Source organism: Comamonas suwonensis, from assembly GCF_012844455.2.
GTDB lineage: Bacteria > Pseudomonadota > Gammaproteobacteria > Burkholderiales > Burkholderiaceae_C > Comamonas > Comamonas suwonensis.
This window is the reverse complement of record NZ_JABBCQ020000003.1, coordinates 1-25417: the sequence shown is the minus strand read 5'-3', so window position 1 is coordinate 25417 and position 25417 is coordinate 1. Positions and strand designations below refer to the sequence as shown.

30 protein-coding genes are annotated in these 25417 nt (G+C 58.4%); 22 read left to right on the top strand and 8 right to left on the bottom strand.

Translation table 11 applies throughout. The annotated features are described in order from the left end of the window. The first annotated feature begins 2 nt into the window (after positions 1-2). The 4 genes from HF327_RS04020 to HF327_RS04005 all read left to right on the top strand — a co-directional run bounded on the left by HF327_RS04020 (position 3) and on the right by HF327_RS04005 (position 4078). Positions 3-596, top strand: a complete 594-nt coding sequence (locus HF327_RS04020; RefSeq protein ID WP_169107023.1) for a biotin transporter BioY — start codon at positions 3-5, stop codon at positions 594-596. After that, the gene (locus tag HF327_RS04015) at positions 593-2086 is read left to right on the top strand and encodes an AMP-binding protein (RefSeq protein ID WP_169107022.1); all 1494 of its coding nucleotides are present in this window, start codon (positions 593-595) and stop codon (positions 2084-2086) included. Before HF327_RS04020 ends, HF327_RS04015 begins: the two co-directional genes overlap by 4 nt. Before the next feature lie 16 nt (positions 2087-2102). Beyond that, a complete protein-coding gene (locus HF327_RS04010; protein WP_169107021.1) occupies positions 2103-3338 on the top strand; it encodes a thiolase family protein in 1236 nt (411 codons plus the stop codon). A gap of 65 nt (positions 3339-3403) precedes the next feature. Then, complete coding sequence (locus HF327_RS04005; RefSeq protein WP_169107264.1) at positions 3404-4078, top strand: nitroreductase; 675 nt, start codon at positions 3404-3406, stop codon at positions 4076-4078. Between the two features lie 260 nt (positions 4079-4338). Here the strand turns inward: HF327_RS04005 and HF327_RS04000 are convergent, their stop codons facing one another. The 4 genes from HF327_RS04000 to HF327_RS03985 form a co-directional block, all read right to left on the bottom strand. After that, a complete protein-coding gene (locus HF327_RS04000) occupies positions 4339-5139 on the bottom strand; it encodes a MetQ/NlpA family ABC transporter substrate-binding protein (RefSeq protein ID WP_169107020.1) in 801 nt (266 codons plus the stop codon). Positions 5140-5320: 181 nt separating this feature from the next. Then, a complete protein-coding gene (locus HF327_RS03995) occupies positions 5321-5629 on the bottom strand; it encodes a single-stranded DNA-binding protein (RefSeq protein ID WP_169107019.1) in 309 nt (102 codons plus the stop codon). A 143-nt stretch (positions 5630-5772) separates the two neighbouring features. Then, positions 5773-6438, bottom strand: a complete 666-nt coding sequence (locus HF327_RS03990; protein WP_169107018.1) for a methionine ABC transporter permease — start codon at positions 6436-6438, stop codon at positions 5773-5775. 5 nt (positions 6439-6443) lie between these two features. Continuing rightward, positions 6444-7490 (bottom strand): methionine ABC transporter ATP-binding protein, encoded by a 1047-nt coding sequence (locus tag HF327_RS03985; protein WP_169107017.1) that lies wholly within the window; start codon positions 7488-7490, stop codon positions 6444-6446. Positions 7491-7771: 281 nt separating this feature from the next. Between HF327_RS03985 and HF327_RS03980 the strand changes: the two genes are divergently transcribed. From HF327_RS03980 to HF327_RS21940, 5 genes are all read left to right on the top strand, one after another. After that, on the top strand, positions 7772-8206 hold the full coding sequence (locus HF327_RS03980; RefSeq protein ID WP_407927021.1) for a hypothetical protein: 435 nt from the start codon (positions 7772-7774) through the stop codon (positions 8204-8206). Between the two features lie 393 nt (positions 8207-8599). Continuing rightward, a complete protein-coding gene (locus tag HF327_RS03975) occupies positions 8600-9985 on the top strand; it encodes a DUF1329 domain-containing protein (RefSeq protein ID WP_169107016.1) in 1386 nt (461 codons plus the stop codon). A 109-nt stretch (positions 9986-10094) separates the two neighbouring features. Then, on the top strand, positions 10095-11498 hold the full coding sequence (locus HF327_RS03970) for a DUF1254 domain-containing protein (RefSeq protein WP_169107015.1): 1404 nt from the start codon (positions 10095-10097) through the stop codon (positions 11496-11498). A gap of 8 nt (positions 11499-11506) precedes the next feature. Next, a complete protein-coding gene (locus tag HF327_RS03965; protein ID WP_236024039.1) occupies positions 11507-12664 on the top strand; it encodes an MBL fold metallo-hydrolase in 1158 nt (385 codons plus the stop codon). A gap of 18 nt (positions 12665-12682) precedes the next feature. Then, positions 12683-12991: a hypothetical protein gene (locus HF327_RS21940; protein ID WP_236024038.1), complete on the top strand. Its 309-nt coding sequence runs from the start codon at positions 12683-12685 to the stop codon at positions 12989-12991. 56 nt (positions 12992-13047) lie between these two features. Here the strand turns inward: HF327_RS21940 and HF327_RS03960 are convergent, their stop codons facing one another. Beyond that, positions 13048-13953, bottom strand: a complete 906-nt coding sequence (locus tag HF327_RS03960; RefSeq protein WP_169107014.1) for an MBL fold metallo-hydrolase — start codon at positions 13951-13953, stop codon at positions 13048-13050. A gap of 91 nt (positions 13954-14044) precedes the next feature. Between HF327_RS03960 and HF327_RS03955 the strand changes: the two genes are divergently transcribed. From HF327_RS03955 to adk, 9 genes are all read left to right on the top strand, one after another. Continuing rightward, positions 14045-14389, top strand: a complete 345-nt coding sequence (locus HF327_RS03955; protein WP_169107013.1) for an ArsR/SmtB family transcription factor — start codon at positions 14045-14047, stop codon at positions 14387-14389. Next, complete coding sequence (locus HF327_RS03950) at positions 14386-14829, top strand: YeeE/YedE family protein (RefSeq protein ID WP_169107012.1); 444 nt, start codon at positions 14386-14388, stop codon at positions 14827-14829. The genes HF327_RS03955 and HF327_RS03950 overlap by 4 nt, the downstream gene beginning before the upstream one ends. A 16-nt stretch (positions 14830-14845) precedes the next feature. Next, on the top strand, positions 14846-15277 hold the full coding sequence (locus HF327_RS03945) for a YeeE/YedE family protein (RefSeq protein WP_169107011.1): 432 nt from the start codon (positions 14846-14848) through the stop codon (positions 15275-15277). A 260-nt stretch (positions 15278-15537) separates the two neighbouring features. Then, the gene (locus tag HF327_RS03940) at positions 15538-15771 is read left to right on the top strand and encodes a hypothetical protein (protein WP_169107010.1); all 234 of its coding nucleotides are present in this window, start codon (positions 15538-15540) and stop codon (positions 15769-15771) included. After that, a complete protein-coding gene (locus tag HF327_RS03935) occupies positions 15740-16195 on the top strand; it encodes a GNAT family N-acetyltransferase (protein ID WP_169107009.1) in 456 nt (151 codons plus the stop codon). The genes HF327_RS03940 and HF327_RS03935 overlap by 32 nt, the downstream gene beginning before the upstream one ends. Before the next feature lie 142 nt (positions 16196-16337). After that, positions 16338-17390 carry a tetraacyldisaccharide 4'-kinase gene (lpxK, locus tag HF327_RS03930; protein ID WP_169107008.1) on the top strand — a complete coding sequence of 351 codons (1053 nt, stop codon included), beginning with the start codon at positions 16338-16340 and terminating at the stop codon, positions 17388-17390. An 83-nt stretch (positions 17391-17473) separates the two neighbouring features. Continuing rightward, the gene (locus HF327_RS03925) at positions 17474-17665 is read left to right on the top strand and encodes a Trm112 family protein (protein WP_099737177.1); all 192 of its coding nucleotides are present in this window, start codon (positions 17474-17476) and stop codon (positions 17663-17665) included. 3 nt (positions 17666-17668) lie between these two features. After that, the gene (kdsB, locus tag HF327_RS03920) at positions 17669-18445 is read left to right on the top strand and encodes a 3-deoxy-manno-octulosonate cytidylyltransferase (RefSeq protein ID WP_169107007.1); all 777 of its coding nucleotides are present in this window, start codon (positions 17669-17671) and stop codon (positions 18443-18445) included. Between the two features lie 380 nt (positions 18446-18825). Next, entirely contained in the window at positions 18826-19482 is a 657-nt protein-coding gene (gene adk, locus HF327_RS03915) for an adenylate kinase (RefSeq protein WP_099737180.1), read from the top strand. Between the two features lie 88 nt (positions 19483-19570). On the opposite strand, the gene HF327_RS03910 is transcribed toward adk, so the two are convergent. Further along, the gene (locus tag HF327_RS03910) at positions 19571-20602 is read right to left on the bottom strand and encodes an asparaginase (protein WP_169107006.1); all 1032 of its coding nucleotides are present in this window, start codon (positions 20600-20602) and stop codon (positions 19571-19573) included. A gap of 100 nt (positions 20603-20702) precedes the next feature. On the opposite strand from HF327_RS03910, the gene lexA reads away from it, so the two are divergent. The 4 genes from lexA to HF327_RS03890 all read left to right on the top strand — a co-directional run bounded on the left by lexA (position 20703) and on the right by HF327_RS03890 (position 23334). Continuing rightward, on the top strand, positions 20703-21377 hold the full coding sequence (lexA, locus tag HF327_RS03905) for a transcriptional repressor LexA (RefSeq protein ID WP_169107005.1): 675 nt from the start codon (positions 20703-20705) through the stop codon (positions 21375-21377). 173 nt (positions 21378-21550) lie between these two features. Continuing rightward, entirely contained in the window at positions 21551-22006 is a 456-nt protein-coding gene (locus tag HF327_RS03900) for a hypothetical protein (RefSeq protein ID WP_169107004.1), read from the top strand. Positions 22007-22242: 236 nt separating this feature from the next. Further along, positions 22243-22488, top strand: coding sequence for a hypothetical protein (locus tag HF327_RS03895; RefSeq protein WP_169107003.1), 246 nt, complete (start codon positions 22243-22245; stop codon positions 22486-22488). Between the two features lie 381 nt (positions 22489-22869). Further along, positions 22870-23334: a universal stress protein gene (locus HF327_RS03890; RefSeq protein ID WP_169107002.1), complete on the top strand. Its 465-nt coding sequence runs from the start codon at positions 22870-22872 to the stop codon at positions 23332-23334. Between the two features lie 278 nt (positions 23335-23612). On the opposite strand, the gene HF327_RS03885 is transcribed toward HF327_RS03890, so the two are convergent. Together HF327_RS03885 and HF327_RS03880 are read right to left on the bottom strand one after the other, a co-directional pair. After that, positions 23613-23939: a hypothetical protein gene (locus HF327_RS03885; protein ID WP_236024037.1), complete on the bottom strand. Its 327-nt coding sequence runs from the start codon at positions 23937-23939 to the stop codon at positions 23613-23615. Between the two features lie 993 nt (positions 23940-24932). Next, a complete protein-coding gene (locus tag HF327_RS03880) occupies positions 24933-25130 on the bottom strand; it encodes a hypothetical protein (RefSeq protein WP_169107000.1) in 198 nt (65 codons plus the stop codon). Positions 25131-25417 lie beyond the last annotated feature (287 nt).

Sequence of the window (25417 nt, the reverse complement as noted above, 5' to 3'; positions counted from 1 at the left end):
TGATGAACACTTCTTCCTCCCATACCGTATCGCGCCAGGGCGCGCGCTCCATGGCTCAGGTCTCTCTGTTCGCGGCACTGATGGCCGTGATGGGCCTGATCCCCAAGATTGACCTGCCGTTTGGCGTGCCCATCACCATCCAGTCACTGGGTGTGATGCTGGCGGGCGTCATGCTCGGCCCATGGCGCGGTCTGCAGTCCATGCTGCTGTTCTTAGCCGCCGTGGCCGTGGGCCTGCCCCTTTTGTCTGGTGGGCGCGGCGGTATTGGCGTGTTCATGGCACCTTCTGCCGGCTATCTGATCGGCTATGCGCTGGCCGCGGGCATTACGGGAGCCATCATGGCGGCACTGCCGCAAAGCACGCCCCGCCGCACAGCCTTCAGCGCCTTCATCGCTTCCGTGGTCGGCGGCCTGCTGTGCCTGCATGCCTTTGGCGTGCTGGGCCTCATGCAACTGGCAAACATGAGCTTTGCGCAGGCCTTCAAAGTGACGCTGGCCTTTGTGCCTGGCGACTTCATCAAGTGCATTCTCTGCGCCATCATCGTCCACACCGTGGCGCGTGGCATGCCTGACTGGCGCTTTGGCGGCCGTCGATGAGCGTATTGCCTGTTTCCGCTCCGCTGGAAAGTTTCTGGCAGCTGGTTCACGGCCCGCTGGCCCACTGGGCCGAGCAGCGACCCGATGTGATTGCACTTGAAAGCGAGGCAGGCGTATGGACGTTTGCGCAGTTGCACACTGCCGTACAGCAGCGATCAGCAAAGCTCATTGCCCGGCACGCGCCGCAAATGGTGCTGCTGGACGCCAGCCAGTCCACGCTGGAGCGGCTGGTGGACTTTCTGGCCGTCATTCACAGCGGCCGCTGCGCCGCAGTGGCTGACCCCGACTGGCAGCCTGCCGTGCGCCAGCGCATTGAAAGCTGGCTGCCCAATACCCCCGGCAACCTGAGCACAGCCGCGCCCCTGACCTCCTTCTATACCGGCTTTACCTCGGGCAGCACCGGCGTTCCCAAAGGCTTCAAGCGCCACCACCAGTCGTGGACAGAAAGCTTTCGCGTCGGCCTGCAAGACTTTGGCCCGGTGGTAGCCCAGCGCACGCTGACACCGGGGCGCATCTCGCATTCGCTGTTTCTATTCGGTGCCATGCAAGGCGTCTGGTATGGCTGCGGCGCCGTCATGCAGGAGAAGTTTTCCGCATCGCGCTGCCTGAACACTCTGGCGCGCGGCGATACGCCCTGCCTCGTGGCCGTGCCCAGCCAATTGCTGCTGATGCTGCAATGGGCCGAGCACCGCAAGCTGCGCCCCATCCCCGAGGTGGAACTCATCACCATTAGCGGCGCACGCTGGATGCGCGCCCACACGCCTGCGCTGCGTGCGCTGTTCCCCAAGGCCCGCATCATTGAGTTTTATGGCGCATCAGAAGCCAGCTTTGTGGCGTGGATGGATGCCGATGAAGCCAGCAGCCCGCAGGCCGTGGGCCGACCTTTCAGCAATGTGGAAATTGATATTCGCAGCACGGCAGACCATAGCGTGGCCGAAGCCAGCCGCAGTCAAGAGGGCGATGGGCTGATCTATATCCGCAGCCCCATGCTGTTCATGGACTATGTGGGCGACGCCCACGACCCCACGGCCGTTCTGCGCGACGATGACTGGCTGTCCGTGCGCGACATGGGCCATATCGACGAGCGCGGCATGCTCTGCCTGGCAGGCCGCCAGAGCCGCATGATCGTCACGCAGGGCAAAAACCTGTTTCCCGAAGAAATCGAGAACATGCTGGCGGAACACCCCCACATCGCCCATGTCTCCCTGCACGGCAGCGCCGACGCACTGCGCGGCATGCAGGTGCAGGCCGTCGTGCAATGGAAGCCAGACATGGCAGAGCCGCATCCCGGCGCACTAGCGCTGAGCCAGTGGCTGCGCGAGCGCACCGAGGCCTTCAAGGTGCCCCGCCAATGGTGGATCTGCCCAGACTGGCCCCACACCGCCAGCGGCAAGACCGATCACGGCAAACTGGGCTTGGCACTGCAATCCGCAAGCCCTTCAAGCGACCGCCCCCCACTCCTGCTTCAACTCCAGCCCCTCCAAGGCTGAGAACCACCGCACCCCCATGCATCGCCACACTCCCATCATTGCCTGGACTCGCAGCCCGGTCACCCCCGTGGGCGGCGCGCTCAGCCAGTTGCAGGAGCATGAACTGGCCACGCCCTTGCTGCGGTCGCTGCTCGCACAAAGCGGCCTGCCAGCAACGGCGGTAGATGCGGTGGTGCTTGGCAACGCACTGGGCGCAGGCGGCAACCCAGCACGCATGCTGACTCTCGCCGCAGGCCTGCCCGACAGCTGCGCCGCGCACAGCGTAGATACACAATGCTGCTCTGGGCTGGACGCCATCGCCATGGCCGTGGGCCTGCTGCAATCCGGTCAAGCCAAGGTGGTGATTGCCGGCGGTGCCGAAGCATGGAGCCGCTCACCCATACGCCAGACCCGCCCCATGCGCAGCGATGAAGCGCCCCAAAGCTATGAGCGCCCACCCTTCGCCCCGGACCCGGCGCGTGACCCGGACATGCTGCAATCCGCCGCCGACTACGCACTGCAGCATGGCCACACCCGCAGCGCGCAAGAGCACTACGCGCTGCGCAGCCATGCCAAGGCCGTGGCTGCGCAAGCCCGCCTGAGTGCAGAAATCACGGCTGTGGCAGGCATTAATCACGACGTCTACCCGCGTGCCATCAAAGCCGAGCGTGCAGCGCGCATGCCGGTTGTGGCCCACGCAAACGACTCCAGCGCCAGCCCGGCCGATATCAATGCCCACGCCCTGAGCGCCCTGACCATCTCTGCCAAGGCAGATGGTGCGGCCCTGATTTTGCTGGCCACGCCGGATGCCTGCGTGCGCTGGAATCTGCAGCCCCGCGCCCAGTGGCTGGCCAGCGCCTCTATTGGCGCAGCCCCCGAAACACCACTGCTGGCAGCCATTGCCGCAGCCCGTATGGCACTGCTGCGTGGTGCAAAATCACTATCAAAATCAGAGCTGCTTGCGCAAGATTTGTCAGCGCTGGAGCTGCATGATGCCTTTGCCGTGCAAGGGCTGGCCTTTTGTGATGCGCTAGGCCTTGCACCGGAGTCCATCAACTGGCAAGGCGGCGGACTGGCCCGCGGCCACCCCATCGGAGCCTCCGGCGCCATTGCACTGGTGCGCTGCCTGGCGCAGCTTCAAGCAAACGCTCAGACACAGGCTCAGACTGATGCACAAACTCAAACGCTCGGCATGGCTGCCATTGCCGGCGCGGGTGGCATTGGTGCCGCTACGCTGGTGCAGTGGCTGGGCAATGATCGCCCCGTTTTTTGAGTATTTATTTTGATAGCTGCAACCGCATGTCCAACCTAGGCATTACTGATAATTCATCTAAAAATATGCAGATTCCGCAAATGCTGGCACTCATGCAGCAGCGCCGCTCCAGCCGTGCTTTTTTGCCGGATGCCGTGCCCAATGCACTGCTTGAGCAGTTGCTGCTGAGTGCACGCCAAGCCCCCAGCGGTGGCAATCTGCAGCCCGGCCAGTTGATTGCCGTACGCGGTGCTCTGCGCGAGGAGTTGAGCCATGCCCTGCTCCAAGACGTTGCAAACCAGGTGCCTGAATGCGAGGACTACGCCTACTTTCCCCGCCCCATGCCCATGCAGCTGCGCAAACGTCAGGTCGCTTCAGCGCAAGCGCTTTATGGCGCTTTAGGCGTGGCCCGCGATGACCGTGCCGGGCGCGAGACGCAGTTTGCGCGCAACTACCAATTCTTTGATGCACCCGTGGCGCTGGTCGTCACCATCGACTCTCACTACGGCCCCGGCGGCTATATGGATCTGGGCATGACGCTCTACGGCCTGCAGCTCGCCGCCGCAGCCATGGGTCTGGGCAGCTGCGCCATTGGTGCCCTCGCCTCCTACCCCGCCACCGTGCGCCGCGTGCTGGGCCTGGCCGAGAACAAGCACATCGTCTGCGGTCTGGCCATCGGCTGGGCCGATGAAGCCGCCCCCGTTAACCAGACCCAGACCACGCGTGCGCCGCTGGCCGAGTGGTTTCAGGTGATGGAATAGCAGCAAAAACAATAGCAGCCAGCGCCTGCTACTCAAAGGCTCTGTGGAGAAGCCATACCGAAGACCAAGAGCAGCAAACGCAGGCAGCTATCAACTACAGGGTAATTCAAAGAACATAAAAAAGCGCTGCAGGTGCAGCGCTTAGCCCAATGCCTCAGTCAGGCATGCCCCCATCAAAGAGACAGCTAGCAAGCGCCGCCGCGCAGCAGGGCTGTCGTCCCCCTCAGGGGGAAGCCGCAAAGCGCCTCAGGGGGGAGTCCTCAAAAAGCCGGGAAAACGGAGCCCTTGAACTCCTTGTCAATAAACTGGCGCACTTCTTCCGAGTGGTAAGACTTGATCAACTGGGCCACCCAGGGCTGGTTCTTATCCGCATCGCGCACCACCATGATGTTCACATAGGGGTTCTTGGCCGATTCCAGTGCAATCGCATCCTTCTTGGGATTCAGGCCCGCAGAGATGGCGAAGTTGGTGTTGACAGTAGAGGCCTCCAGATCATCAAGCGAGCGCGGCAGCTGCGCAGCATCCAGTTCAATGAATTTGAGCTTCTTGGGGTTGGACACGATATCCAGTGGCGTGGACTTCAGGCCCGCGCCCTCTTTGAGCTTGATAAGGCCATGCGACTGCAGCAGCAGCAGCGCGCGGCCTCCGTTGGTGGGGTCGTTGGGGATGCCGAACTTGGCCCCCGTGGGCAGTTCAGCCAGCGTCTTGATCTTCTTGGAGTAGATGCCGATGGGGAAATTCACCGTATCAGCCACCCAGCTGATCTTGTAGCCACGGTCTTTGAGCTGCGCATCCAGATACGGACGATGCTGGTAGCTGTTGGCATCGAGGTCGCCAGCAGACAGCGCCGCGTTGGGCTGAACATAATCACCAAACTCAACAATCTTGAGGTTCAGACCGTTCTTGACGGCCACCTTCTTGACCACTTCCATGATCTGGGCGTGGGGGCCGGCTGTCACGCCGATCTTGATGGTCTTGTCCTGCGCCTGAGCGGCAAAGCCCAGCGTGGCGGTCGCAGCGACAGCCAGTGTTGTGCGCAAAAGCGAGCGCTTGTTCAGCATGAAATTTCCTTGTGCCAAAAATTGGGATAACACTGAATGTAGCGCCTGTTCCGACCATCAAAAGCCAGTGCTTTAGACAGATTGCTCACTTGCAAACTACACATTGGCAGTTTGCAAGCGTTGACACACACAAAAAAAGCCCGCTCCAGAACGGTAGCGGGCTTTTTTGATGTCGATGCGATCAGAGATCCGACAGCGTAGGCGCTGCCAGCACCTGCTGAGCTACCACGTCGAGCACGGCGTGCGATTCTTCCTGGCGGTCAATCCAAACCTTGGGTGTCAAGGTACCGCGCAATGCAATCGCATCGCCTTCCGCCAAGCTGCGCAGCACGGCGCAGGGGGCGTTGTCAAAAGCGACGATGTTCACAGGAATCGAAGAACCATCACCCGCGTTGGCTCGCATGCGGGCCACCATATAGGGGCGACGGTTGCGGTCTACACGACTCTCAGGAACGCCGGTCAGTCGGCCGGTAATCAAACCATCCATCATTTGCTGTTATCTATCCAAAAAAAATCATGGCCACCCTTGTTTGAGAGCGGCCCTATCAAAAAAGTTTGAAGCTTCATTTTAGGGGCTGCCCCAGCCTGCTGGATCAGCCCCTTTCTAATATTTCTGTAATGTAGCGGTGTGACTCAACGATGGCTGAGACGGCGCACCGCCCAGTCGCCCAGGCTCTGAATGACCTGCACAAAGAAAATCAGGATGATGACAACGACCAGCATCACATCAGGCAAGAAGCGTTGGTAGCCGTAGCGAATGCCTAGGTCACCCAGGCCGCCGCCGCCAATGGCACCGGCCATGGCCGAGTAGCCGGTCAAGCTCACAAAGCTGATAGTCAGGCCGGCGACGATGCCAGGCAGTGCCTCGGGCAGCAGCACTTTCCAGACAATCTGGCTGGTGCTCGCGCCCATGGACTGGGCCGCTTCGATCAGCCCGCTATCGACTTCACGCAAAGCGGTTTCAACCAGACGGGCCACAAAAGGTGCCGCGGCAATTGTCAGCGGCACAACGGCCGCCCAGGTACCGATGGAAGAACCCGTGATAAAGCGCGTCAGCGGGATGATGGCGACCAGCAAAATGATGAAAGGCGTAGAGCGCAGCGCGTTCACAATCCAGCCAACGATTTTGTTGGCAGGGCTGTTTTGCAGAATGCCACCATGGTCCGTCAGACGCAGAAACACGCCCAGAGGAATACCGATCACGCCGCCGATCAGGCCCGAGATGCCGACCATGATCAGCGTCTCCCAAAAGGAGTCCAGCAGCAGCTGGAGCATCATTTCCGAAAAATTCTCAAACATTGCTCTTAGTCCTTGCTGGGCACAATCTGCACCTGCACGCCGCTGGCACGCAGATGGGTCACGGCGGCATCAATCTTGGTGCCCTCGCCGCTGGCATACACCGCCAGCGAGCCAAAGGTCTGCTCCTGAATTTCGTCAATCTGACCGTGCAGGATCGACAGATCCAGACCCAGTTCACGAATCAGGTGCGACAGAATAGGCTGGTAAGCGCTCTCGCCCGCATAGGACAGACGCAGCAGCTGGCCTTGCTGGCCGGGCTGCAGCTGGGCGGCCAGATCAGCCACGCGCTTCATCACGGACTCCGGCAGCTGCTGGGGCACGATTTCGTCAATCAGGCTCTTGGTAATGGCTTGCTGGGGTCGTGTGAACACATCGATGACCGAGCCCAACTCAGCAATCTCGCCCCCATCAATTACGGCCACACGGTCCGCGATCTGCTTGATGACCAGCATCTGGTGCGTAATCAACACCACGGTCACGCCCAGCTCGCGGTTGACCTTGCGCAGCAAGTCCAGAATCGAACGCGTGGTTTCAGGGTCCAGCGCCGAGGTGGCTTCATCGCTCAGCAGCACCTTGGGGTTGCTGGCCAGCGCACGGGCAATGCCCACGCGCTGCTTTTGACCACCGGAGATTTGTGCAGGATAGCGATCAGACAGGTGATCAAGGCCCACCAGCTCCAGCAGCGGCGTGACGCGCTGGTAAATCTCTTCTTTGGAAACACCGGCAAGCTCCAGCGGCAACGCCACGTTGTCATACACGGTGCGCGATGACAGCAAGTTGAAATGCTGGAACACCATGCCAATGTCGCGGCGCGCGGCGCGCAGCTCGGCATTGGACAGTTGCATCAAGTCGCGGCCATGCACTACAACGCTGCCCTCGGTAGGGCGGTTCAGCAAATTCAGGCAGCGCACCAGCGAGCTTTTGCCCGCACCGGAGCGGCCAATAATGCCGAACACTTCGCCCGAGGCGATTTCCAGGTTGATGCCACGCAAGGCGTGCACCGGGCCTTTGGGGCCTTGGTATGTCAGGGATAAATCCCGAATTTCTATCATGAAAAATATCGCGTATCGCGCATGAATAATGCGGTAGCAGCTATAAAAAAGTGATTGATCCCATCCCACCTGCAGAGCCTGTCTATGCAAGCGCCACAAGCTTTCATTCTGGTAGATGCAGGCTGATCAAAGCTTGCCTACTTTTAGTAGTAACCCTCAATGATGCCTGAGTCTAGGCAAACCTGAAGCCAACCGGGGCAAGTGTATTCACGTACTCACCTGGCATTCGGGCCACATTGATGCACCAAAGCCTGATGGCAAACCGGGCTTCAGCCCTTAGCATGGGCCAATCAACTCGCCCTGCTCAAACGCCCGCCATGCAGCCCAGCTTCCCCGTTCGCGTTGAATGCCCGCCCGGCGCCTGCACCTGCCAGCGCGAACTGCTGCTGGGTCAGCCCGAAGCCGATCAGCGGATTCTGAGGCTGACCCGCGAGGAAGAAAAAAAACTGCTTGAGCGTCTGGAGCGCATCAGCAGCCTGAGTGATCTGGAGCAGATGCTGCTCCGCATAGAGCAGCAGTTAGGCGTCGCCATTGTGGTCGCACCCGGAAGCAACGAGGTGCGTACCATGCGCGGCATTCACATTGAGATGCCCGACATGCCGGGCCTATGCCGCAAAACCCGCCAGAGCATTCCAGCCGCCATCCGCAAAGGTCTTGAACGTCAGCCCGAGATTGCCTGGGCCTTGCTGGATGCACATGATTTGTTTGGCATGTGATTGGGCGCTGTTTCCAGCGCTTTTATGGCATGGGGAACACCCGATAGTCCATTCAATCTAAGCAACTTCACCGGGTGTTTTTGTCAAAGCAAAGCACTTTCATTTCCCGCCCTGATTCCCTGGGTTCTTTCAGGTCTTTGCAGACCTTGTCGCTACACACTTTCCCTTGGTTTTCACGCTATAAGAACCGGCATTGATCCACTTCCTGTCTCAAAGGCGACTACCTAGGCCATCTGTAGTAGTCCCCTCACGCGATGGTTGCTCGCAAATGTCGCCTGAACAATGCGTCTGTCGATTGGGGTCCCAGAACTAATCGCACTGGACTAGACATCTGCCCATGCAAGGGCAGATCGACTTCGCAGGCATTCATAGACATATCGAGAAGGACGCGTAATGGAGACAACAGTAAGCTACCGTGCATTGATCGCCTTGGCAGCCGCCGCCGTAATGGCCGGTACTGCTGCAGCCAAAGGAAGCCCTGAAGAGGTTGAAAAGCTGGGTAAGTCTCTGACCTGCGTAGGCGCAGAAAAGGCGGGCACCGCCAGCGGTGTGCCTGAGTACACCGGCAAATGGCTGGGCACGCCCCCCGGTATTCAATACACGCCCCATGTGGGCCAGCACCCCGTGGACCCCTACGCCAATGAAAAGCCGCTGTTCTCCATTACGGCAGAGAACATGGCCAAGTACGCGGCTAATCTGACCGATGGTCAGAAGGGCATGCTCACCCGCTACCCCAAGACTTTCAGCATTCCCGTCTACCCAGGGCACCGCGATTTCCGCTATGCCGACTTTGTCTGCGCATCGGTCAAGTCCAATGCTCAGAATGCCGTCATGAGCGCCGACGGCATGGGCGCAGACAATGCGGTCAAGGGCGGCATCCCCTTTCCCTTCCCCAAGAGCGGAATCGAGCTGGCTTTCAACAACCTGTTTCCCTTCCGCTCGTTCACTGAACATACGCTGCGCGACAACGCCTATGTGATGCAGGACGGATCGGCCGTCTTTGGCCGCGCCGAAAACCGCAGCATGAGCTTGCTGAATTCACCCGACCAGGCCGGCAAGCCACTGGAAGGCACGATGGCCCAGGGCATGAATGCCGTGAAGCTGCCAGAGCGTGAAAAAGGCGGTGTCAGCGTGAGCATGGAGCCCGTCAACTTCGGCAAGGACAAGCGTCTGGGCTGGAGCTACGACCCCGGCACCCGCCGCGTGCGCCAGATTCCTGAGTACGGCTTTGACCAGCCCATGGGCGGCGGTGTGGGTGCCAAGATGACGATCGACTCCGACCGTCTGTTCAATGGCTCGCCAGAGCGCTACAGCTGGAAAAATCTGGGCAAAAAGGAAATTTTCATTCCAGCCAATGCCTACAAGATTCACGCCAATACCGTCAAATACGCAGACCTGCTCAAGCCCGGTCATGCCACCCCCGAGTTCATGCGCTATGAACTGCGCCGCGTCTGGGTGCTGGAGGCCACACTCAAGCAAGGCTACCGCCACCTGTACGGCAAGCGCGTCATGTTCCTTGACGAAGACACCGGTCAGGCTGTGATGGGCGACTATTACGACGCCCGCGGCACCCTGTGGCAACACGCCCTGATCAACTACTACTACGCCTTTGATGCGAATGCCTGGCACGCGGGCACCAGCTTCTATCACGACCTGGTCGGCGGCGGATATGTGGCCTACAACATGTTCCAGGAACGCCCCAAGGGCCCTATCCTGAACAAGGGTGACATGACCCCAGCCATGTTCACGCCAGAAGCCACTCGCAACGCCGGCACCTGAGCACCGAACTCGCGCTGAGTTCACGGGAGCGCAGCAATTGCGCTCCCTCCCAAGCCCACCGGGACCGCTGACAAGCCCGGTGGCACCTCTCCCTCAAAAACACATCCCCATGCCAAAGATAAACCTGCCCGGGCTGCGCGCCCTGGCCGCCGCTGCATTGTGTCTTTGCCTTGGCAGCGCCCATGCACAGGATGCTGCGCCAGCCGAAGGCCCCGCACTGGACAGCCTGATTCGCGAGGCCATGCTCTACGCCTACCCGTATCAGGAATTCATGAAAATGCGCCATGAAGCCCTGGAGGTCAAAGACTCTGCCACGGCAACCACGCTCAATCACTTTCGCCACGCGCGCCATCTGGCCACACCCAAAGACCGCTGGGCCAATGGCCCGATACGCGACACCTTTTACTCCACCAACTGGCTGGACTTGGGTCACTCGCCTCTTGTACTGTCTCTGCCCGAGACCCATGGCCGGTATTACGTCATCGCCATGATTGGCGCAGACCTCAACACTTTCTCCTATGTGGGTCGGCGCATTGGCGGCACATCAGCGCGCAAGGTCGCCCTCGTGGGCCCGCACTGGAAGGGAGAAATGCCCAAAGTGGATCAGATCATTCGGGCACCCACGCGTGATGTGTATCTGAACCTGCGCGTGCTCGTCACCGGCGAAGACGACCTCAAAGCCGCCCATGCGGTTCAAGATGGTTTCCGCATCCAACCCGTCATCCAGGCCACTGAAGACAGCCCGCGCATCAAGCCGCAGCCCCAAAACTGGAGCCGGTTTGTCGATGTCGTCAATGAAGCTCTGGTGCGCAACCCGCCACCCGGCACAGAGCAAAGGCTGCTGCAGCGCTTTGCCCACGTAGGCATTTGCGGTGCAGACTGCAGCTGGGACAAACTGCCAGACACCGTTCAGCAGCGCTGGCTGGCCCTGGCCCCCGAGATCGAGAAGAACGAACTCAAAAACCGCCTGAACGCCGACCGCAAGACCGCAGACCCCAATCGCCGCAACGGCTGGACCCCTTACCGCCTGCCCGATGGCTTTGGCAGCAACTACACCATGCGAGCACAGTCAGCAGCCATGTCCGGTGGAATTCTGGGACTGGAGGCTGCAGAAGCCACCTACTTTGCCGCCAGTGTGGATGGCGGCAACCAGCCACTGGGCAAGGGCCAGAGCTACCGTCTGCACCTGTCACAGGGTCACCTGCCCACGGATGCTTTCTGGTCCATCTCGCTCTATGAGTTTGTGACAGGCGGTCAGTACATGGTGGACAACCCCATCAACCGCTACTCCATCGGCGACCGCACCAAGGATATGAAACGCAATGCCGACGGCAGTCTGGACATCTGGTTGCAGCCCACTGACCCAGGCCCGGAAAAACGCGCCAACTGGTTGCCCACGCCAGAAAAAAATCTGTTCTACCTGATGGCCCGCGCCTACCAGCCCTGGCCCGAGGTTCTGGACCCTGCATGGACGATGGAAGCAATTGAGTTAATCAAGCCTTTAGCTCAGTGAGACAGCTCATGAAGAAATGTTCTCCATTTTTCCGACACACCCTAGCGGTTGCTCTGACGCTGAGCCAGTTATACACAAGCACCGCCAATGCCCACGATCAAGACGAGCGGGGTGACTTTGGCATCAATAATCCAGCGGTAGCTGCGGCACGTGCACAGGTCTTCAAGGCCAACCCACAGATGGCCCAATCCATCAAAGAAGGCGGTGGCTTTGGCTCCGAGCTGTCTTACGCCGTTGCCAACAGCATGTACAGCCGCACCAACCAAGCGGCCATCGCCGACGCTCGCGCCAAGCTCAGAATTGAACCCGTGGCGCCCCGTACCTGGCTGCTGCGTTTCCCGATCGTGAATGTGGTCGTGTTTGAAACCGATGAAGGATTGGTACTCGTAGACAGCGGATACGCACCTGCAGGCCCGGGACTTGCTGAGGCACTGAAAAAAATCAGCAGCAAGCCCGTGCACACGGTGATCTTCACGCACTTTCATGCGGACCATGCATTCGGTGCATGGACACTGCTGGATCAAAAGCCCCAGATCATTGCAGAGCAGCGTTTTATCACTCAGATGGAACTGGACATGCGCAGCAACGGCCTGATCGCGCGCAACAACCAGCAAAGCGTGGCCGACGTTCCGAGCAACTGGGACAACGCAATTCGCCCCACTACGACTTTTCATGGAAAGACCACGCTCAGAATTGGCAAAGAAGACTTTGTGTTGACCCACGCCCGAGGTGAAACCGAAGACCAAATCTGGGTATCCGTACCAAGTCGCCAAATTGTTGCCAGTGCCGATTACTTCCAGGGTTTCCTGCCCAATGCCGGCAACGGAAAGCGGCGCCAGCGCTATCCTGAAGAATGGGCTCAGGCGCTTAGGGAAATGGCATCGTTAAAGCCTCTGCTCTTGCTTCCTGCCCACGGCCCGGCCATCAGCCAACCCGAAGAGATTCAGGACAGATTGCCTGCGCAGGCGAAAATACCGGAGTCCATCTCGACCCAGGTCGTGAAGGGCCTAAACAGCGGCCAACGGCGCGATCTCGTGATCGACAAAGTGGCTCTGCCCGCAGAGCTGGCTTCACGCCCGGATACGCGGGAACTATATGTCTCTGTCCGTGATATCGGTCGCATGGTGGTCAGCGAATACAGCGGCTGGTGGGACGATATCCCTTGACACTGGAGCCCAGCGCCATTGCACAACGAGGCACAAGAACTGGCCAGCCTCGCAGGTGGTCCCAGGCAGATCATCAAGCGAGCAACGACTTTGGCCAGCAGTAATCCCCAGCTTGCGTCTCACCTTGCCGACTGGGCTTGGTATGCAGACAGCAATGATGTTGAGGTCGTCAGAGGCGCACTGCAGATCTATTCACAACGGGTCGGCAAGCCACTTCCTACACAAGAAGCTCTGGTCTATGCCGAACATATGGCCCGCCTGCAACTCAAACTCAATGATCTGACAGCGACTCCAGCAGCAGCGAGCCCAAAGGCAACCTCACGTTAAAAGAAATGTAGAGCCTCTTCTTCAGCCATAAAGTCTGTACCACCTGCACTGATTTTCTACTGCCAGACACCATCTGGCACCGGCGCATTTTTCGCAAATGCATTGATGGGCAGCTGCACATAAGTGCGCCCATCATCCTGCGCTGGTGGCAGTTTGCCGGCGCGCACGTTGACCTGCACTGCGGGCAGCAGCAGCGTGGGCATATCCAGCGTGGCGTCGCGTGCAGTGCGCATCTGCACAAAATCAGCTTCACTCACGCCATCGCAGACATGAATATTGCCCTCGCGCTGCGCTTGCACCGTGGTCTGCCATGCGGGCGCGCGGCCTGAGGGCGGGTAGTCGTGGCAGACAAAAATGCGCGTCTTCCTGGGCAGCGACAGAATGCGCTGCATGGACTGATAAAGCGTGGCCGCATTGCCGCCGGGAAAGTCGGCGCGCGCCGTGCCGACATCAGGCATGAACAGGGTATCGCCCACAAACACGGCACCTTCCACCAAATAAGCCATATCCGCCGGTGTATGACCGGGCACATGCATGGCCTGCAACTCCAGCTGGCCCAGCATCAGGCGCTCGCCATCTTCCACCAGATGATCAAACTGGCTGCCGTCGGGCAAAAAGCTTGATTCAAAGTGGAAGATCTTTCTGAATACATGCTGCACGGCTCGAATATGCGTGCCAATCGCTACTTTGCCACCCAAGTGATGACGAATATGCTGGGCCGCTGAGAGGTGATCCGCATGGGCATGGGTTTCCAGAATCCACTGTAGTTGCCAGCCTTGGCTGCGCACATAGGCGATCAGTTCGTCGGCAGAGCAACTGCTCAAAGTGCCGGACTTGGGGTCAAAGTCCAGCACCGGGTCGATCACTGCCGCTTGACCGCTGACCGTATCGGCAAGCACATAGCTCACAGTGCCCGTAGCGGCATCAAAAAACGGCTCGATATGCATCGCACTGGCTAACATGGCAACTCCTGAAAGAGGGGGTGTCTCGACCAACACCTTAATTAATTTACTTTTTTATATAATATATAAATATATTTCGAAAAGCGAGACCATGACCGCACAACCACTAGACGAACCGCAAGCTGCGCTTGACCTTCAAGCCATGCGTGCCCACGCTGGCGAAGCCGTGGCCATGCTCAAGCTTCTGGGCAACGAAGACCGGCTGCTGCTGCTGTGCCAGCTCTCACAACAAGAGCGAACAGTGGGCGAGCTGGAGCAACTGACCGGGGTATCGCAACCCACCCTGTCCCAGCAACTGGGCATTTTGCGCCGCGAAGGTCTGGTCACAACCCGCCGCGAAGGCAAGTTCATCTGGTACCAGTTGGCCGACAACCGCGCTCTGCAGCTCATGCAGGCCGTGCATCAGCTGTTCTGCCAACAAGGAGAAGTCGCATGAGTATCTTGTGGAATGAGTTCACACCCTGGGCATCGCTCGCTGGCGGGCTACTGATCGGCCTGTCTGCCGCCCTGCTGATTGCACTGCTGGGCCGTGTCGCCGGCATCAGCGGCATCACTGGTGCTTTGCTACAAATGCCGACCTGGTCAGCCGTCAAACAATGGGCCTGGCGCTTAGCCTTCATTGCGGGCCTAATCGCCGCGCCCTTGGTGTGGCAGTGGTTCGCGCCGCTGCCTGCGATGGAGATACCATCTGACCCCCTCGTCATCATCGTCGCCGGTCTGCTGGTGGGCTTTGGCACGCGCATGGGCTCGGGTTGCACCAGCGGTCATGGTGTCTGCGGCCTCTCGCGCCTTTCCGTGCGATCACTCGCCGCCACCCTCACTTTTATCGCCATGGGAGCCGTCACCGTTTTTGTGATGCGCCACGTCTTCGGTTAAGCCCGCAGGAGTCACCATGATTACCAATATCGCTGCCCTGCTCTCCGGTCTTGTTTTTGGTCTAGGCCTGATTCTTTCAGGCATGGGCAATCCCGCAAAGGTGCAGAATTTTCTGGACTTCTTCGGTCAATGGGATCCATCACTCGCCCTCGTCATGGGCGGCGCCATTGCAGTGGGCCTGATCGCTTTTCGCTGGGCCAAACGTCGCAAAACCGCCCTACTGGGCGATGCCATGCAGCTGCCCGCCAGCACCGTTATTGACCGCCAGCTACTCACCGGCTCGGCTTTGTTTGGGATTGGCTGGGGTATGGCTGGTTTCTGCCCCGGCCCTGCGATCATGAACCTGTCCACACTCACCCCGCAGGTCTGGCTGTTTGTCTCAGCCATGCTCGCAGGCATGTGGGCTCAGCATCTGTGGGTTGCCAGAACGAACGCGAAACAGGTCTAAAACTTGAAGCCCCGGACATTTTTGAGCCATAGGGGGTTTGCTCGCTTACTGGGTGTATTCAGACACCACTTTCCAGCGCCCATCAATCAGCTGCGACATACGCGAGCGGTCATTAACCAATCGCTTGGTGGCGGTAAACGGCATCTCAGCCTTGCCCAGAGAATCCCGCGGGTGGACTGCCCTAGGCAGGTAGACATCCTCGGCCTATCTCTTCATGCAGCAACACCGACATAGATATGCATGAAGATGGAGGCTTCAGGATGCCCCCTGCGCCTGCATTGCCGCGTGCAGGCACAAGAAAATCATCTGTTGAGCGAGTTATTTTTCCGAACGCTGACACAAAAAACAAAAAAATCCCGCTTGATCGCGCGTTTTTTATTCTTACCGCCAACAACGGCGATGATCTAGTGCACAACAGCATTCAGCATTCAGCATTCAGCATCGGAAACACGAAAGAAGCACATGGACTTGCAGTTCAAATGGAATCGGCTTGAAGACTTCACGGCTCTGGAGATGTATGAAGTCATCAAGGCCCGGGAAGCTGTCTTTATCGTTGAGCAAACGTGCGCTTATCAAGAGGCTGATGGCCTGGACCCCCACTCATGGCATCTGCGCGTATCGCTGAATGGCGAACTCGCCGCCTATGCCCGAGTCGTTGAGCCGGGCCTGAAGTTTGCAGAGCCCTCCATCGGGCGCGTGATGACGACTGCAAAGTTTCGCAATCTCAAGATAGGACACACGCTGGTGGCGAAGGCCATAGCGTTCACCGAGGAAAAATTCCCCGGACAAAGCATTCGCATTGGTGCGCAGGCCCATTTGCAGGGTTTTTATGGCTCGCTGAGGTTTCAGCCTGTTGGAGATATCTACGATGAAGATGGCATCCCTCATATTGAGATGGTGAAGCCAGCCCCTCGATAAACAGCGCTTAGACGCAAATACCCTCTCACTTTAAAAATGCCTGCTTTTTAGCGGGCATTTTTATTGCCAGCGCCTTTTCTCCGGCATTCACCAACGCCACGCCTGATTAGGAGCCCACCTTGCTCTTATGATTCGAGCAGCCATGCCTAGCCCCTCTAGCCCCTCTCCCCCCGCCTCCTCCAGTCAACACGGTTTGCGCGCCATCTGGCGTCAGCGGGGGGCGAGTGCCTGGCTGCTTTGGCCTGTGTCACAGCTTTACGGAGCCTTGCAAAGCTGGAATGCGCAGCGCATGCGCCGCCAACAGCAAAGCGCAGGCGTTCCTGTCATCGTGGTCGGCAATGTGATTGCAGGCGGGGCAGGAAAAACGCCGGTGACTCAGGCCGTGGTGGCATACCTCAAGGCCCATGACTGGCAGCCCGGCATCATCTCGCGCGGCTATGGCCGCAAGGTGCAGGAAGAGCTGGACTGCCGCGAAGCGTTGCCGGACAGTCTCGCCAGCGAGGTGGGGGACGAGCCAGCACTGCTGGCCCGCAGCACAGGCGTGCCGGTCTTTGTGGCCAGCAAGCGCATTGAAGCGGCGCGTGCGCTGCGCCAGAAGTATCCACAGGTCAATGTCATCGTGAGTGATGACGGCTTGCAGCACCTGGCACTGGCACGCGATGTCGAGTTGTGCGTTTTCAACGACGAAGGCGTGGGTAACGGATTTTTACTGCCTGCAGGCCCGCTGCGCGAGCCCTGGCCGCGGCCGGTCACTGCTGCACTCTACGCGGGCCAGCCGCCCCAACCGCAAGGTTCATCACCGGTTTTTGCCCTGCAGCGCAGCCTGGCGGATATGGCCCTCAACGGCCATGGGCAGAGTATTCAGTTGAGCGAGTTGGCCGGCCAGCAGGCAGAAGCCGTGGCCGCCGTGGCCCGCCCCGAATCTTTTTTTTCCATGCTGGCGGACAAGGGCCTTGCACCCGCCGCAACGCAGGCATTGCCAGATCACTATGATTTTGAGAGCTTTTCGCGAAAGCTGGATAAGCGCTTTCCACTGATTTGCACCGAAAAAGATGCCGTCAAGCTCTGGCGCAACCACCCTGATGCATGGGCCGTTCCACTGCAATTGCAGCTGCCGCAGGCCTTCTGGGACTTGCTGGACGCCGAACTTGCAGCCGCCAGCGCCCATATTCACCATCAGGGCGACGCAGCCTGACTATCATTGACCCCCATTGATTACCCTCTCTGTCGCGCCAGCCCTGTGCTGACGCCCTCATCTCGTTTTGCAGGAATTCCCCCATGGACGCCAAACTTCTTGAACTGCTCGTCTGCCCCGTCACCAAAGGCCCGCTGCGCTTTGACCGCGAGCACCAAGAGCTGATCAGCCACAGCGCGCGCCTGGCCTACCCCGTGCGTGACGGCATTCCCGTCTTGCTGGAAAACGAAGCCCGCACGCTGAGTGACGACGAGCTGGACGATAGCCAGTACTAAGCCATGAGCTACACGGTACTGATTCCTGCCCGCCTGGCCTCCACCCGCCTGCCCGGCAAGCCGCTGGCCGATATTGCGGGTCTGCCCATGGTGGTGCGCGTGGCCCAGCGCGCAGCGCTGGCCGGAGCCCTGCGCTGCGTGGTGGCGGCTGACGATGAAAGCATTGTTGCCGCCTGCGCCCAGCACGGCATTGAAGCCATACTCACCCGCAAAGACCACCCCAGCGGCAGCGATCGCCTGGCCGAGGCCTGCGTACTGTTAGGCCTGACTGGCGACGATGTGGTGGTCAATGTACAGGGCGATGAGCCCCTGATTGACCCCGCCCTGATCGACGCCGTCGCAAAGTTGCTGCGGACCCGCCCCGAAGCCAGCATGGGCACCGCCGCTCACCCTATCGGCAGCCTGAGCGACTACCGCAACCCGAACGTGGTGAAGGTGGTCTGCGACGCCAAGGGTCTGGCCAGTTACTTCAGCCGCGCCCCCATCCCCTTCTCGCGCGACCATGCCGATGAGGCCTGGTGGGACACAGCTGCGCCCAAGGCTGGCCATGCTGGCTTTACGCCGCTGCGCCACATCGGCATCTACAGCTACAAGGCCGGTTTTCTGCGCGAATTCCCGCAGCTCTTACCCGCACCGACCGAGGCGATGGAGCAGCTGGAGCAACTGCGCGCCCTGTGGCATGGCCACCGCATTGCCGTGCACATCACGCCCGATGCACCCGGCGCCGGTGTAGACACGCCCGAAGATCTAGAGCGAGTGCGCGCTGTGTTTGCAAATTAAGAAAACGCCTGCGCGCCATGGTGTCGCAGGCGTTCCTCGCCTTCTTTCTCGTGTGACTGGATAAGTGCCTGAGCTGCACAGTTAGACCTCAAAAAGAGCCCAACCCCAGTCGTGGCAAGCGCTGCTAGCTATACTTTCCATCTAGTCCAAACAGCGCATGTGGCCACAAGCACACCTGCCTTACAACTATAACTATCGCGTTGACAGCGGATACATGCCTTGGATAGGCTGCATTGGCGACAGTCTTGACTGTGAGATGTAAGCCTCCGTTGGTCTTGTGCATGCTATCCTTGCCCGCGAAAAAATACAGCTCAGGGACTACAGACGTCCACCCGTCTGCTTGGGCTAGCCAAGAATTTTTACTCTCCTCAAGGATTTCCATGAAACTGATTTTGTTGGGTGCTCCCGGCGCCGGCAAAGGCACTCAGGCGGCCTTCATTTGCCAAAAGTACGGTATCCCTCAAATCTCCACTGGCGACATGCTGCGTGCTGCTGTCAAGGCCGGCACTCCTCTGGGACTGGAAGCCAAGGCAGTGATGGATGCAGGTCAGCTGGTCAGCGACGATCTGATCATCAACCTGGTCAAGGAGCGTATTGCCCAAGAAGACTGCGCCAAGGGTTTCCTGTTTGATGGCTTCCCCCGCACCATTCCTCAGGCCGATGCCATGAAGGCTGCTGGCGTGAAGCTGGACTACGTGCTGGAAATCGACGTTCCCTTTGAAGCCATCATCGAGCGCATGAGCGGCCGCCGCAGCCACCCTGCCTCGGGCCGCACCTACCACGTCAAGTTCAACCCACCCAAGGTGGAAGGCAAGGACGACGTGACCGGTGAAGACCTGGTGCAGCGCGAAGACGACAAAGAAGAAACCGTCAAGAAGCGCCTGGAGGTCTACAGCAACCAGACCCGCCCTCTGGTGGACTACTACAGCAACTGGGCCAAAGCCGACGCTGAAGCTGCACCCAAGTACCGCGCCATCAGCGGCACTGGCACCGTGGAAGAGATCACCGAGCGCGCCTTCGCAGCTCTGGCCCAATAAGCCGATTCTGGCCACCCACAAAAAAGCACCTTTTCAGGTGCTTTTTTGCTTTCCAGCGCTTATACAAAAAGCATTGACAGCTATTCATTCAAGAGCAAGCCAGATACAGCATCATTGCAATACGCGCCTTGCTGGGCGGCAGCAGCACGGCATCAAGACCGCCTGCAGTCTCTGCCTTGATGACATGGGCTGCAATCTCCTCATCACCGCCAGCCTGCGCCACAGGGATGCCCTGCCCCGCCGGTAACCCGACCAGTTGGCCCTCCAGGCAACGCGTGGTGCACCAGACGCACACGCCCTGCTCACTTGCTTGCAGCAGCGCCTGTTCCATGGCCTGGTGAATCGTGCCGTTACCCGTACCGGCGACTATCAGCCCCTGCACGCCTGCCGCCACCAAGGCGTGCACAGCACGCGCGCTTTGCAAGGCGCCGGACTGCACAATCTCCACCCAAGGCAGCTCTTCGCAAGCCAGCAACTGCTCAAGCCGCGCCGCATTCCAGCCCAAGTACTGCACCGCAGAATGCCTCAGCCAACGCACACAGCCTTCCTCTACATAGGCGCATGGACCGCCCTCGTATGAACGCAGCGCATTCAAACGGTAGGGGTGCACCTTGAGCGCCTCGCGCGCCGCATGCACCTCGCCTGCAGCCACCACCCACACGCCGGGCACATCCCCTGTAGCCACCGCCACGGCATCGCGCAAGTTCTGCGGGCCGTCCGCCTGCAGCGATGTGGCAGGCCGCATGGCGCAGGTCAGCACCACTGCCTTTTGAGGCTGCAGAACCGCCTGAAGCAGCCAAGCGCTCTCTTCCAGCGTATCCGTGCCATGCGTAATCACCAGCGCCTGTGTGGCAGCCTCCTCCAGCCCCGCCTTCACGGCCTGCAGCAGGCTGCGCCAGACCGGCCAGTCCATATCCTTGCTGTCGATCTTGGCAATTTGCACGGCATCCAGCACTGCGCCTGTGCGGCCTGCGGCCAGCTGTGGCAAATCCGGCACAGCATCCAGCAAGCTCTCGACACTGAGCTGGCCCGCTTTGTAGCCCACACCCTGCGTACGACTCTGAGCCTGCCCCGCAATCGTGCCGCCTGTGCCCAAAATCACAATCTTTTTTTGCGCCACTTGCTCTCCATAAAAAACTGGTTAAAAATACAGCTACTGTATAAACACACAGACTAAAAATCTCACTAGGCACAGCCTAGTGAATGACCGGAAGCCAGACATGCTAGATCACCCCAAGCTCACTCCCCGCCAGCAGCAGATTCTGGACCTCATCCAGTCCAGCATCGCCCGCACCGGCGCGCCCCCTACCCGGGCCGAGATTGCCAGCAGCTTCGGCTTCAAATCCGCCAACGCCGCCGAAGAACATCTGCAGGCGCTGGCACGCAAGGGCGTGATTGATCTGGTCAGCGGCACCTCACGCGGCATTCGTCTGCGGGCTGATACCGTGCGCAACATCAATGCAGCGCGCGGAAACAGCTTTGCGCTGCCGCTCTCCAGCATGGCGCAGCTGATATTGCCTCTGGTCGGCCGCGTGGCGGCGGGTTCACCTATTCTGGCTCAGGAACATATCGATCAGAGCTATTCGGTGGAACCCAGCCTGTTCGCCGCCAAGCCCGACTACCTGCTCAAGGTGCGCGGTATGTCCATGCGCGACGCGGGCATCATGGACGGCGACCTGCTGGCCGTGCAAGCCACTCACGAAGCGCGCAACGGCCAGATCGTGGTCGCGCGCCTCGGCGACGATGTCACCGTCAAACGGTTCAAGCGTACGCCCCAAGGCATTGAGCTGCTGCCAGAAAACCCCGACTACAAGGTGATTCATGTGGATCCTGAAGAGCCCTTTGCGATCGAAGGCCTGGCCGTAGGCCTGATCCGCAACAGCATGTTCATGTAGTCGACAGGCTAGCTATCAGCGCACCCGTCATCTGATGACTGCACGCTGAACTTCTTTCCCTCTCCAGCCTGGGTGGTAGGCGCGAAGTAGTCTTGCTTCGCCCTGGGCAGAGCTTTGGCTTAAAACGCAATCCTGCCCTTATCTTTGCCGCAAGGCTATTGAGGAGTTGCCACATGGGATTCGCCGCATCTTTGCAGTCTTTGACCCGCCTGAGCCTTAAAATTCGGCCCTTCTCACCCGCTGCAAGTCTGAGCTTCAATGCCAGCACCCAAACACTCTCCAGCGACTCGCACAACACCGCGGAAGAACCCGCACCGTTCATCTCCAGCTCTTTCGAGCCCGAAGGTTTCAAGCTGACGCACACCAGCATCCCCGTCATCCGCGCCAACCGCTCGCGCCGCAGAAACACCAGCACACGTGTCAACAACAAAGCCAAAGCGAACGCTGCCAGCGCCCAACTGCTTCTGGCACTACCGGCTGAAGCAGTCCCCGCAGCCACGCGTCAGCTGAAAATCCTGCAACGCGAACCCCGCAAGCAGCCCGAATGCATGTTCATCTCCGGTCGCATGGCCGATGTCTGCGCCGCACTGGAGCGTATGGCCCTCAATGAGCACGTGCAGCAAGCCTGAAGCACAAGCCCAAAACCGCAGCGCCAGCAACATATTCACTGGCAACCCAATGTAAATAGCCCGTCGATTGAGCAATTAAAATCTGATAGCTGCAGCGCCTATGAATAAAGCGGTATAGCGCTTTTTATGCGCATTCCGACGTGTAATCTGGCCTATCAAAATACTCAGTTCAGGGTATTGCAGCCCCCTCATACCAATGGAAACATTCGTATACACGTGCCAACGAAGGGGTCGCAATGAGTGCCAATCGCAAGCTCACCGAGCACATACAGGCGAAAGATGCCAGCGGCAATCTGCGTTTGATTCTGGTTTATCAGGATTTTGACGATATCGATCTCCCGCATGGCGTCTCCTTGAGACCGTCCGCCAAGTACTTCGAGACGACTGATCACTTGAAGATCAACTGGCTCAATGAAAAGCAATTCGAGATCGAAGCCACCGGTGAAATTCTCAACCGGGTGCAGCCAGCTCAGAGCGAATAAGAGGTGCATCACCACCCAGAAAATCGAAAATTTTCGGTAGAGATGAGATATTCAGTCGCAGGCAGGACAAGCCTGCAAAAAGACGAAGTAACGACGTATCAAGGCTGGTGCTCGCCTCCCTAAAAGGGCTCAAACCCAAAGATCATTCCTATCAGTAGCCTGTAAGGATTGAAACTAAAGGTGATAGCACATTGCACAGGGACATCTGGACTTTTGTGAGCTAAAGACTGCCCGCTTTTTCATGAATAAAAACCTTGCCGTTACAGAGTCCGACTCCTGACTCACTGCTAGAGACCTTATTCCCAGTTCGCGTATTGCAACGCCAGAAACATCAGAATAAATTAGCTACAACATCCACCCTGCGGCATCAGGAGATTGAACATGTTCAAGCACCTGCTCATTCCTACAGATGGCAGCAAACTGTCTGAAGCGGCCATTCGCGCCGGCATCAATCTGGCCCGCGAGAATGATGCCAAGGTCACAGCCCTCTATGTCATGCCCGACTACCGCGCCATCATCTATGGCGCAGATGCCTTACTCACCTATAACAGCGCAGAATTTGAGCGCAGCATGAACAGCAAAGCCGACACCGCGCTTCAGTTTGTAGACCAGATTGCCAGGCCGGAAGGCGTTCCCTGCGAATTTGTCCGCATCGCCAGCAGCTCTGTGTATCAAACCATTGTTCAGCAAGCGCAAGAGCGCCATTGCGATCTGATTTGCATGGCCTCTCACGGACGAAAAGGCATCAGCGGTATTTTGCTGGGCAGCGAAACCCAGCGTGTGCTGACACACACCCATATCCCGGTGCTTGTTCACCGCCCTGAGGTGGCTAGCGAAACAATTTAAGGAGGAAACAACAACAGCAGCGGCGACAATGAAAGAAAAAGTTCACAGAACGCTGCTTTCTACCGAATGCAGAGCCAGTAAGTAAAACGGCCTGCGCCCCATGGGGCAACCTGTCCGCAGTTCAATTTGATCAGCGCCAGTGCAAATGCGATTAAAGGCGAGCTTGGGACGCAAGCATGTCCTTTGCCAAGTATTCAAACGCATTGACTTCGCGCCGCAGGACTAGATGGAGAGGCCCCCAAAACTTGCCCGCCTTGTGCGGGCATTTTTTTGGTTGGCTAAACGCCTTGCGACGAAATCTCCTGCGGGTGGACATGCATGCTGGGCAGTGTAAAAAGAATCTGCAGATTCTGCGCATCCATCTGCTGCGCCACGATGGAGCCATCGAGGTGCAGATAAATCCGCACGGACTGCTCCTCATCCAGATCCCAGAACGCTACATCCGCCTTCAGCCCATGCCAGCCATGCTCCTCACAAAAGCGGCGGCAGCTCAACGCTCTCAAAAACTCTGGCGAAGCGCCAAGATCCGCATTGGCCTTAATCCAGCTGCTGATCACGAGTTCATAAGCAACTTGCTGCGATCCGCAAGGCTTTCCCGCCGTCATGTGCCGTATCCAAGCATCAAGGCGAGCAGAAAAGCTATAGGGCAGGTGATGAAGCATCTTGATCAACATTCAAGGCACACAAGAAGATAGAACCTCTTTTACCAAATATCGAATTTCTCCTACAGACAATTTACCTAAAAGAACAATCGTCACGATTTCTAATCACATAACGCTGCAAGGGTAAAAGCAAGCAATCCCCGCTCATAGACTGCGAGATGCATTAGCGCTCTGAAAACAGGAGCTGCTTTTGCAATTGGCTATTTACTTTCAGAAGCCAAGAGCAATGATTTCATTGCACTTAAAGAGCAAGCAGCTATCAAATGAATTGCATGGCTTGACTCATTCTTCACCACGCTGATGGCTAAAAGTGCAGCAAACAAGCAAGCGAAGCAGAGAAATTGCTCTATTTTTTGAACAATTAGCTGAGCAAGATCTTTCGGTAAGAATGACATCAGCGCAGGCCAAAGCTGGAGAAATCGATGACCGTCCAATCACGGCTTAAATACAAATTAGCATTCAAAACCAAGCTGATATTGGAGGCCGTGCATTCTGGCCCGATTGCTGATTGGAAACGAGCTACTGCAGGAGCGGGCTGCTGATGTATTTGGCGCAGCCCCCTGTGGTGGATCGAAGGATCAGCAGGCCAAGATTGCTCTGCCCCCTAGGAAGAGCATTGCGCTGAGCAAAGCAGGATAGCGCAGCCATGGCATGCCACTCAGCTGTCAGACGCAGCTCATTCATATCTGCCGAGGCACCGCCGCCTCCCCAAAAAGTGCAGTGATGCACCGCTTCAATGCCTTGCATGTCGCTCACCTCTTACGGGCTCAAGCATGCACTAGGGACTGTGGTTGGCGGTATCTATGTGCGGTACTCGACTGGTACAGGGGAAGTTAATGTCACGTGCAAAAAATCTGTCTCAACAGCTTATGGCCGCATATGTGCCGCACGCAGTGGGATTGCACAACCCTTGCAGTTCTAGAAAAAAAGGCCCGATCAGGCACGCAACCAAGCATCTTCCTGATAAGGCATGATTTTTGCATCGATATTTACAAAAATGCAGGCCGCATGACCCTGGCGATCTCGCTTAGCAATCGCGTTAAGTTGTTCAAATAACTGGGACCGCTTCTTCCACCAAACCCGGCGTGATTCAGAACCGCGCCCACTCGTCGATTGCGTTTCGTTGGGCAGCATGCAGATGCCGCGCTCTCGGCGGTGGCTTTCTCAATGCAGCTCTTCCCGCCCAGCTTGGCACATTAAACCAAGGCGGGGTTTGCCCTGCCAACCTTGCAACCTCAGTTGCGGCAGGCTGAGGCAGGACGCAATCACTGATAGCGACCGCCGAAAGGAATGCGCCGATGGTTGCGAGTGCTTTTCATGGGCTCCATGCAGCACATACATGGCCTCTCGCCGGAAGGCTTAAAGTCATGATTCAGATCAATTTATTCACCATCGGGGTAAGGGTTTGTCTCGCAATGCTG

Excerpts from the sequence above, each read along its gene's own strand:
- adk (WP_099737180.1), top strand. The coding sequence starts at position 18,826 with ATGAAACTGATTTTGTTGGGTGCTCCCGGCGCCGGCAAAGGCACTCAG.
- HF327_RS03965 (WP_236024039.1), top strand. The coding sequence starts at position 11,507 with ATGAAGAAATGTTCTCCATTTTTCCGACACACCCTAGCGGTTGCTCTG.
- kdsB (WP_169107007.1), top strand. The coding sequence starts at position 17,669 with ATGAGCTACACGGTACTGATTCCTGCCCGCCTGGCCTCCACCCGCCTG.
- HF327_RS03950 (WP_169107012.1), top strand. The coding sequence starts at position 14,386 with ATGAGTATCTTGTGGAATGAGTTCACACCCTGGGCATCGCTCGCTGGC.
- HF327_RS04010 (WP_169107021.1), top strand. The coding sequence starts at position 2,103 with ATGCATCGCCACACTCCCATCATTGCCTGGACTCGCAGCCCGGTCACC.
- HF327_RS03960 (WP_169107014.1), bottom strand. The coding sequence starts at position 13,953 with ATGTTAGCCAGTGCGATGCATATCGAGCCGTTTTTTGATGCCGCTACG.
- HF327_RS03995 (WP_169107019.1), bottom strand. The coding sequence starts at position 5,629 with ATGATGGATGGTTTGATTACCGGCCGACTGACCGGCGTTCCTGAGAGT.
- HF327_RS03945 (WP_169107011.1), top strand. The coding sequence starts at position 14,846 with ATGATTACCAATATCGCTGCCCTGCTCTCCGGTCTTGTTTTTGGTCTA.
- HF327_RS04020 (WP_169107023.1), top strand. The coding sequence starts at position 3 with ATGAACACTTCTTCCTCCCATACCGTATCGCGCCAGGGCGCGCGCTCC.
- lpxK (WP_169107008.1), top strand. The coding sequence starts at position 16,338 with ATGCCTAGCCCCTCTAGCCCCTCTCCCCCCGCCTCCTCCAGTCAACAC.
- HF327_RS03925 (WP_099737177.1), top strand. The coding sequence starts at position 17,474 with ATGGACGCCAAACTTCTTGAACTGCTCGTCTGCCCCGTCACCAAAGGC.
- HF327_RS03940 (WP_169107010.1), top strand. The coding sequence starts at position 15,538 with ATGCCCCCTGCGCCTGCATTGCCGCGTGCAGGCACAAGAAAATCATCT.
- HF327_RS03955 (WP_169107013.1), top strand. The coding sequence starts at position 14,045 with ATGACCGCACAACCACTAGACGAACCGCAAGCTGCGCTTGACCTTCAA.
- HF327_RS03900 (WP_169107004.1), top strand. The coding sequence starts at position 21,551 with ATGGGATTCGCCGCATCTTTGCAGTCTTTGACCCGCCTGAGCCTTAAA.
- HF327_RS03975 (WP_169107016.1), top strand. The coding sequence starts at position 8,600 with ATGGAGACAACAGTAAGCTACCGTGCATTGATCGCCTTGGCAGCCGCC.
- HF327_RS04015 (WP_169107022.1), top strand. The coding sequence starts at position 593 with ATGAGCGTATTGCCTGTTTCCGCTCCGCTGGAAAGTTTCTGGCAGCTG.
- HF327_RS03885 (WP_236024037.1), bottom strand. The coding sequence starts at position 23,939 with ATGACGGCGGGAAAGCCTTGCGGATCGCAGCAAGTTGCTTATGAACTC.
- HF327_RS04005 (WP_169107264.1), top strand. The coding sequence starts at position 3,404 with ATGCAGATTCCGCAAATGCTGGCACTCATGCAGCAGCGCCGCTCCAGC.
- HF327_RS03935 (WP_169107009.1), top strand. The coding sequence starts at position 15,740 with ATGGACTTGCAGTTCAAATGGAATCGGCTTGAAGACTTCACGGCTCTG.
- HF327_RS03880 (WP_169107000.1), bottom strand. The coding sequence starts at position 25,130 with ATGCTGCCCAACGAAACGCAATCGACGAGTGGGCGCGGTTCTGAATCA.
- HF327_RS03895 (WP_169107003.1), top strand. The coding sequence starts at position 22,243 with ATGAGTGCCAATCGCAAGCTCACCGAGCACATACAGGCGAAAGATGCC.
- HF327_RS03990 (WP_169107018.1), bottom strand. The coding sequence starts at position 6,438 with ATGTTTGAGAATTTTTCGGAAATGATGCTCCAGCTGCTGCTGGACTCC.
- lexA (WP_169107005.1), top strand. The coding sequence starts at position 20,703 with ATGCTAGATCACCCCAAGCTCACTCCCCGCCAGCAGCAGATTCTGGAC.
- HF327_RS03980 (WP_407927021.1), top strand. The coding sequence starts at position 7,772 with ATGGGCCAATCAACTCGCCCTGCTCAAACGCCCGCCATGCAGCCCAGC.
- HF327_RS03890 (WP_169107002.1), top strand. The coding sequence starts at position 22,870 with ATGTTCAAGCACCTGCTCATTCCTACAGATGGCAGCAAACTGTCTGAA.
- HF327_RS03970 (WP_169107015.1), top strand. The coding sequence starts at position 10,095 with ATGCCAAAGATAAACCTGCCCGGGCTGCGCGCCCTGGCCGCCGCTGCA.
- HF327_RS04000 (WP_169107020.1), bottom strand. The coding sequence starts at position 5,139 with ATGCTGAACAAGCGCTCGCTTTTGCGCACAACACTGGCTGTCGCTGCG.
- HF327_RS03985 (WP_169107017.1), bottom strand. The coding sequence starts at position 7,490 with ATGATAGAAATTCGGGATTTATCCCTGACATACCAAGGCCCCAAAGGC.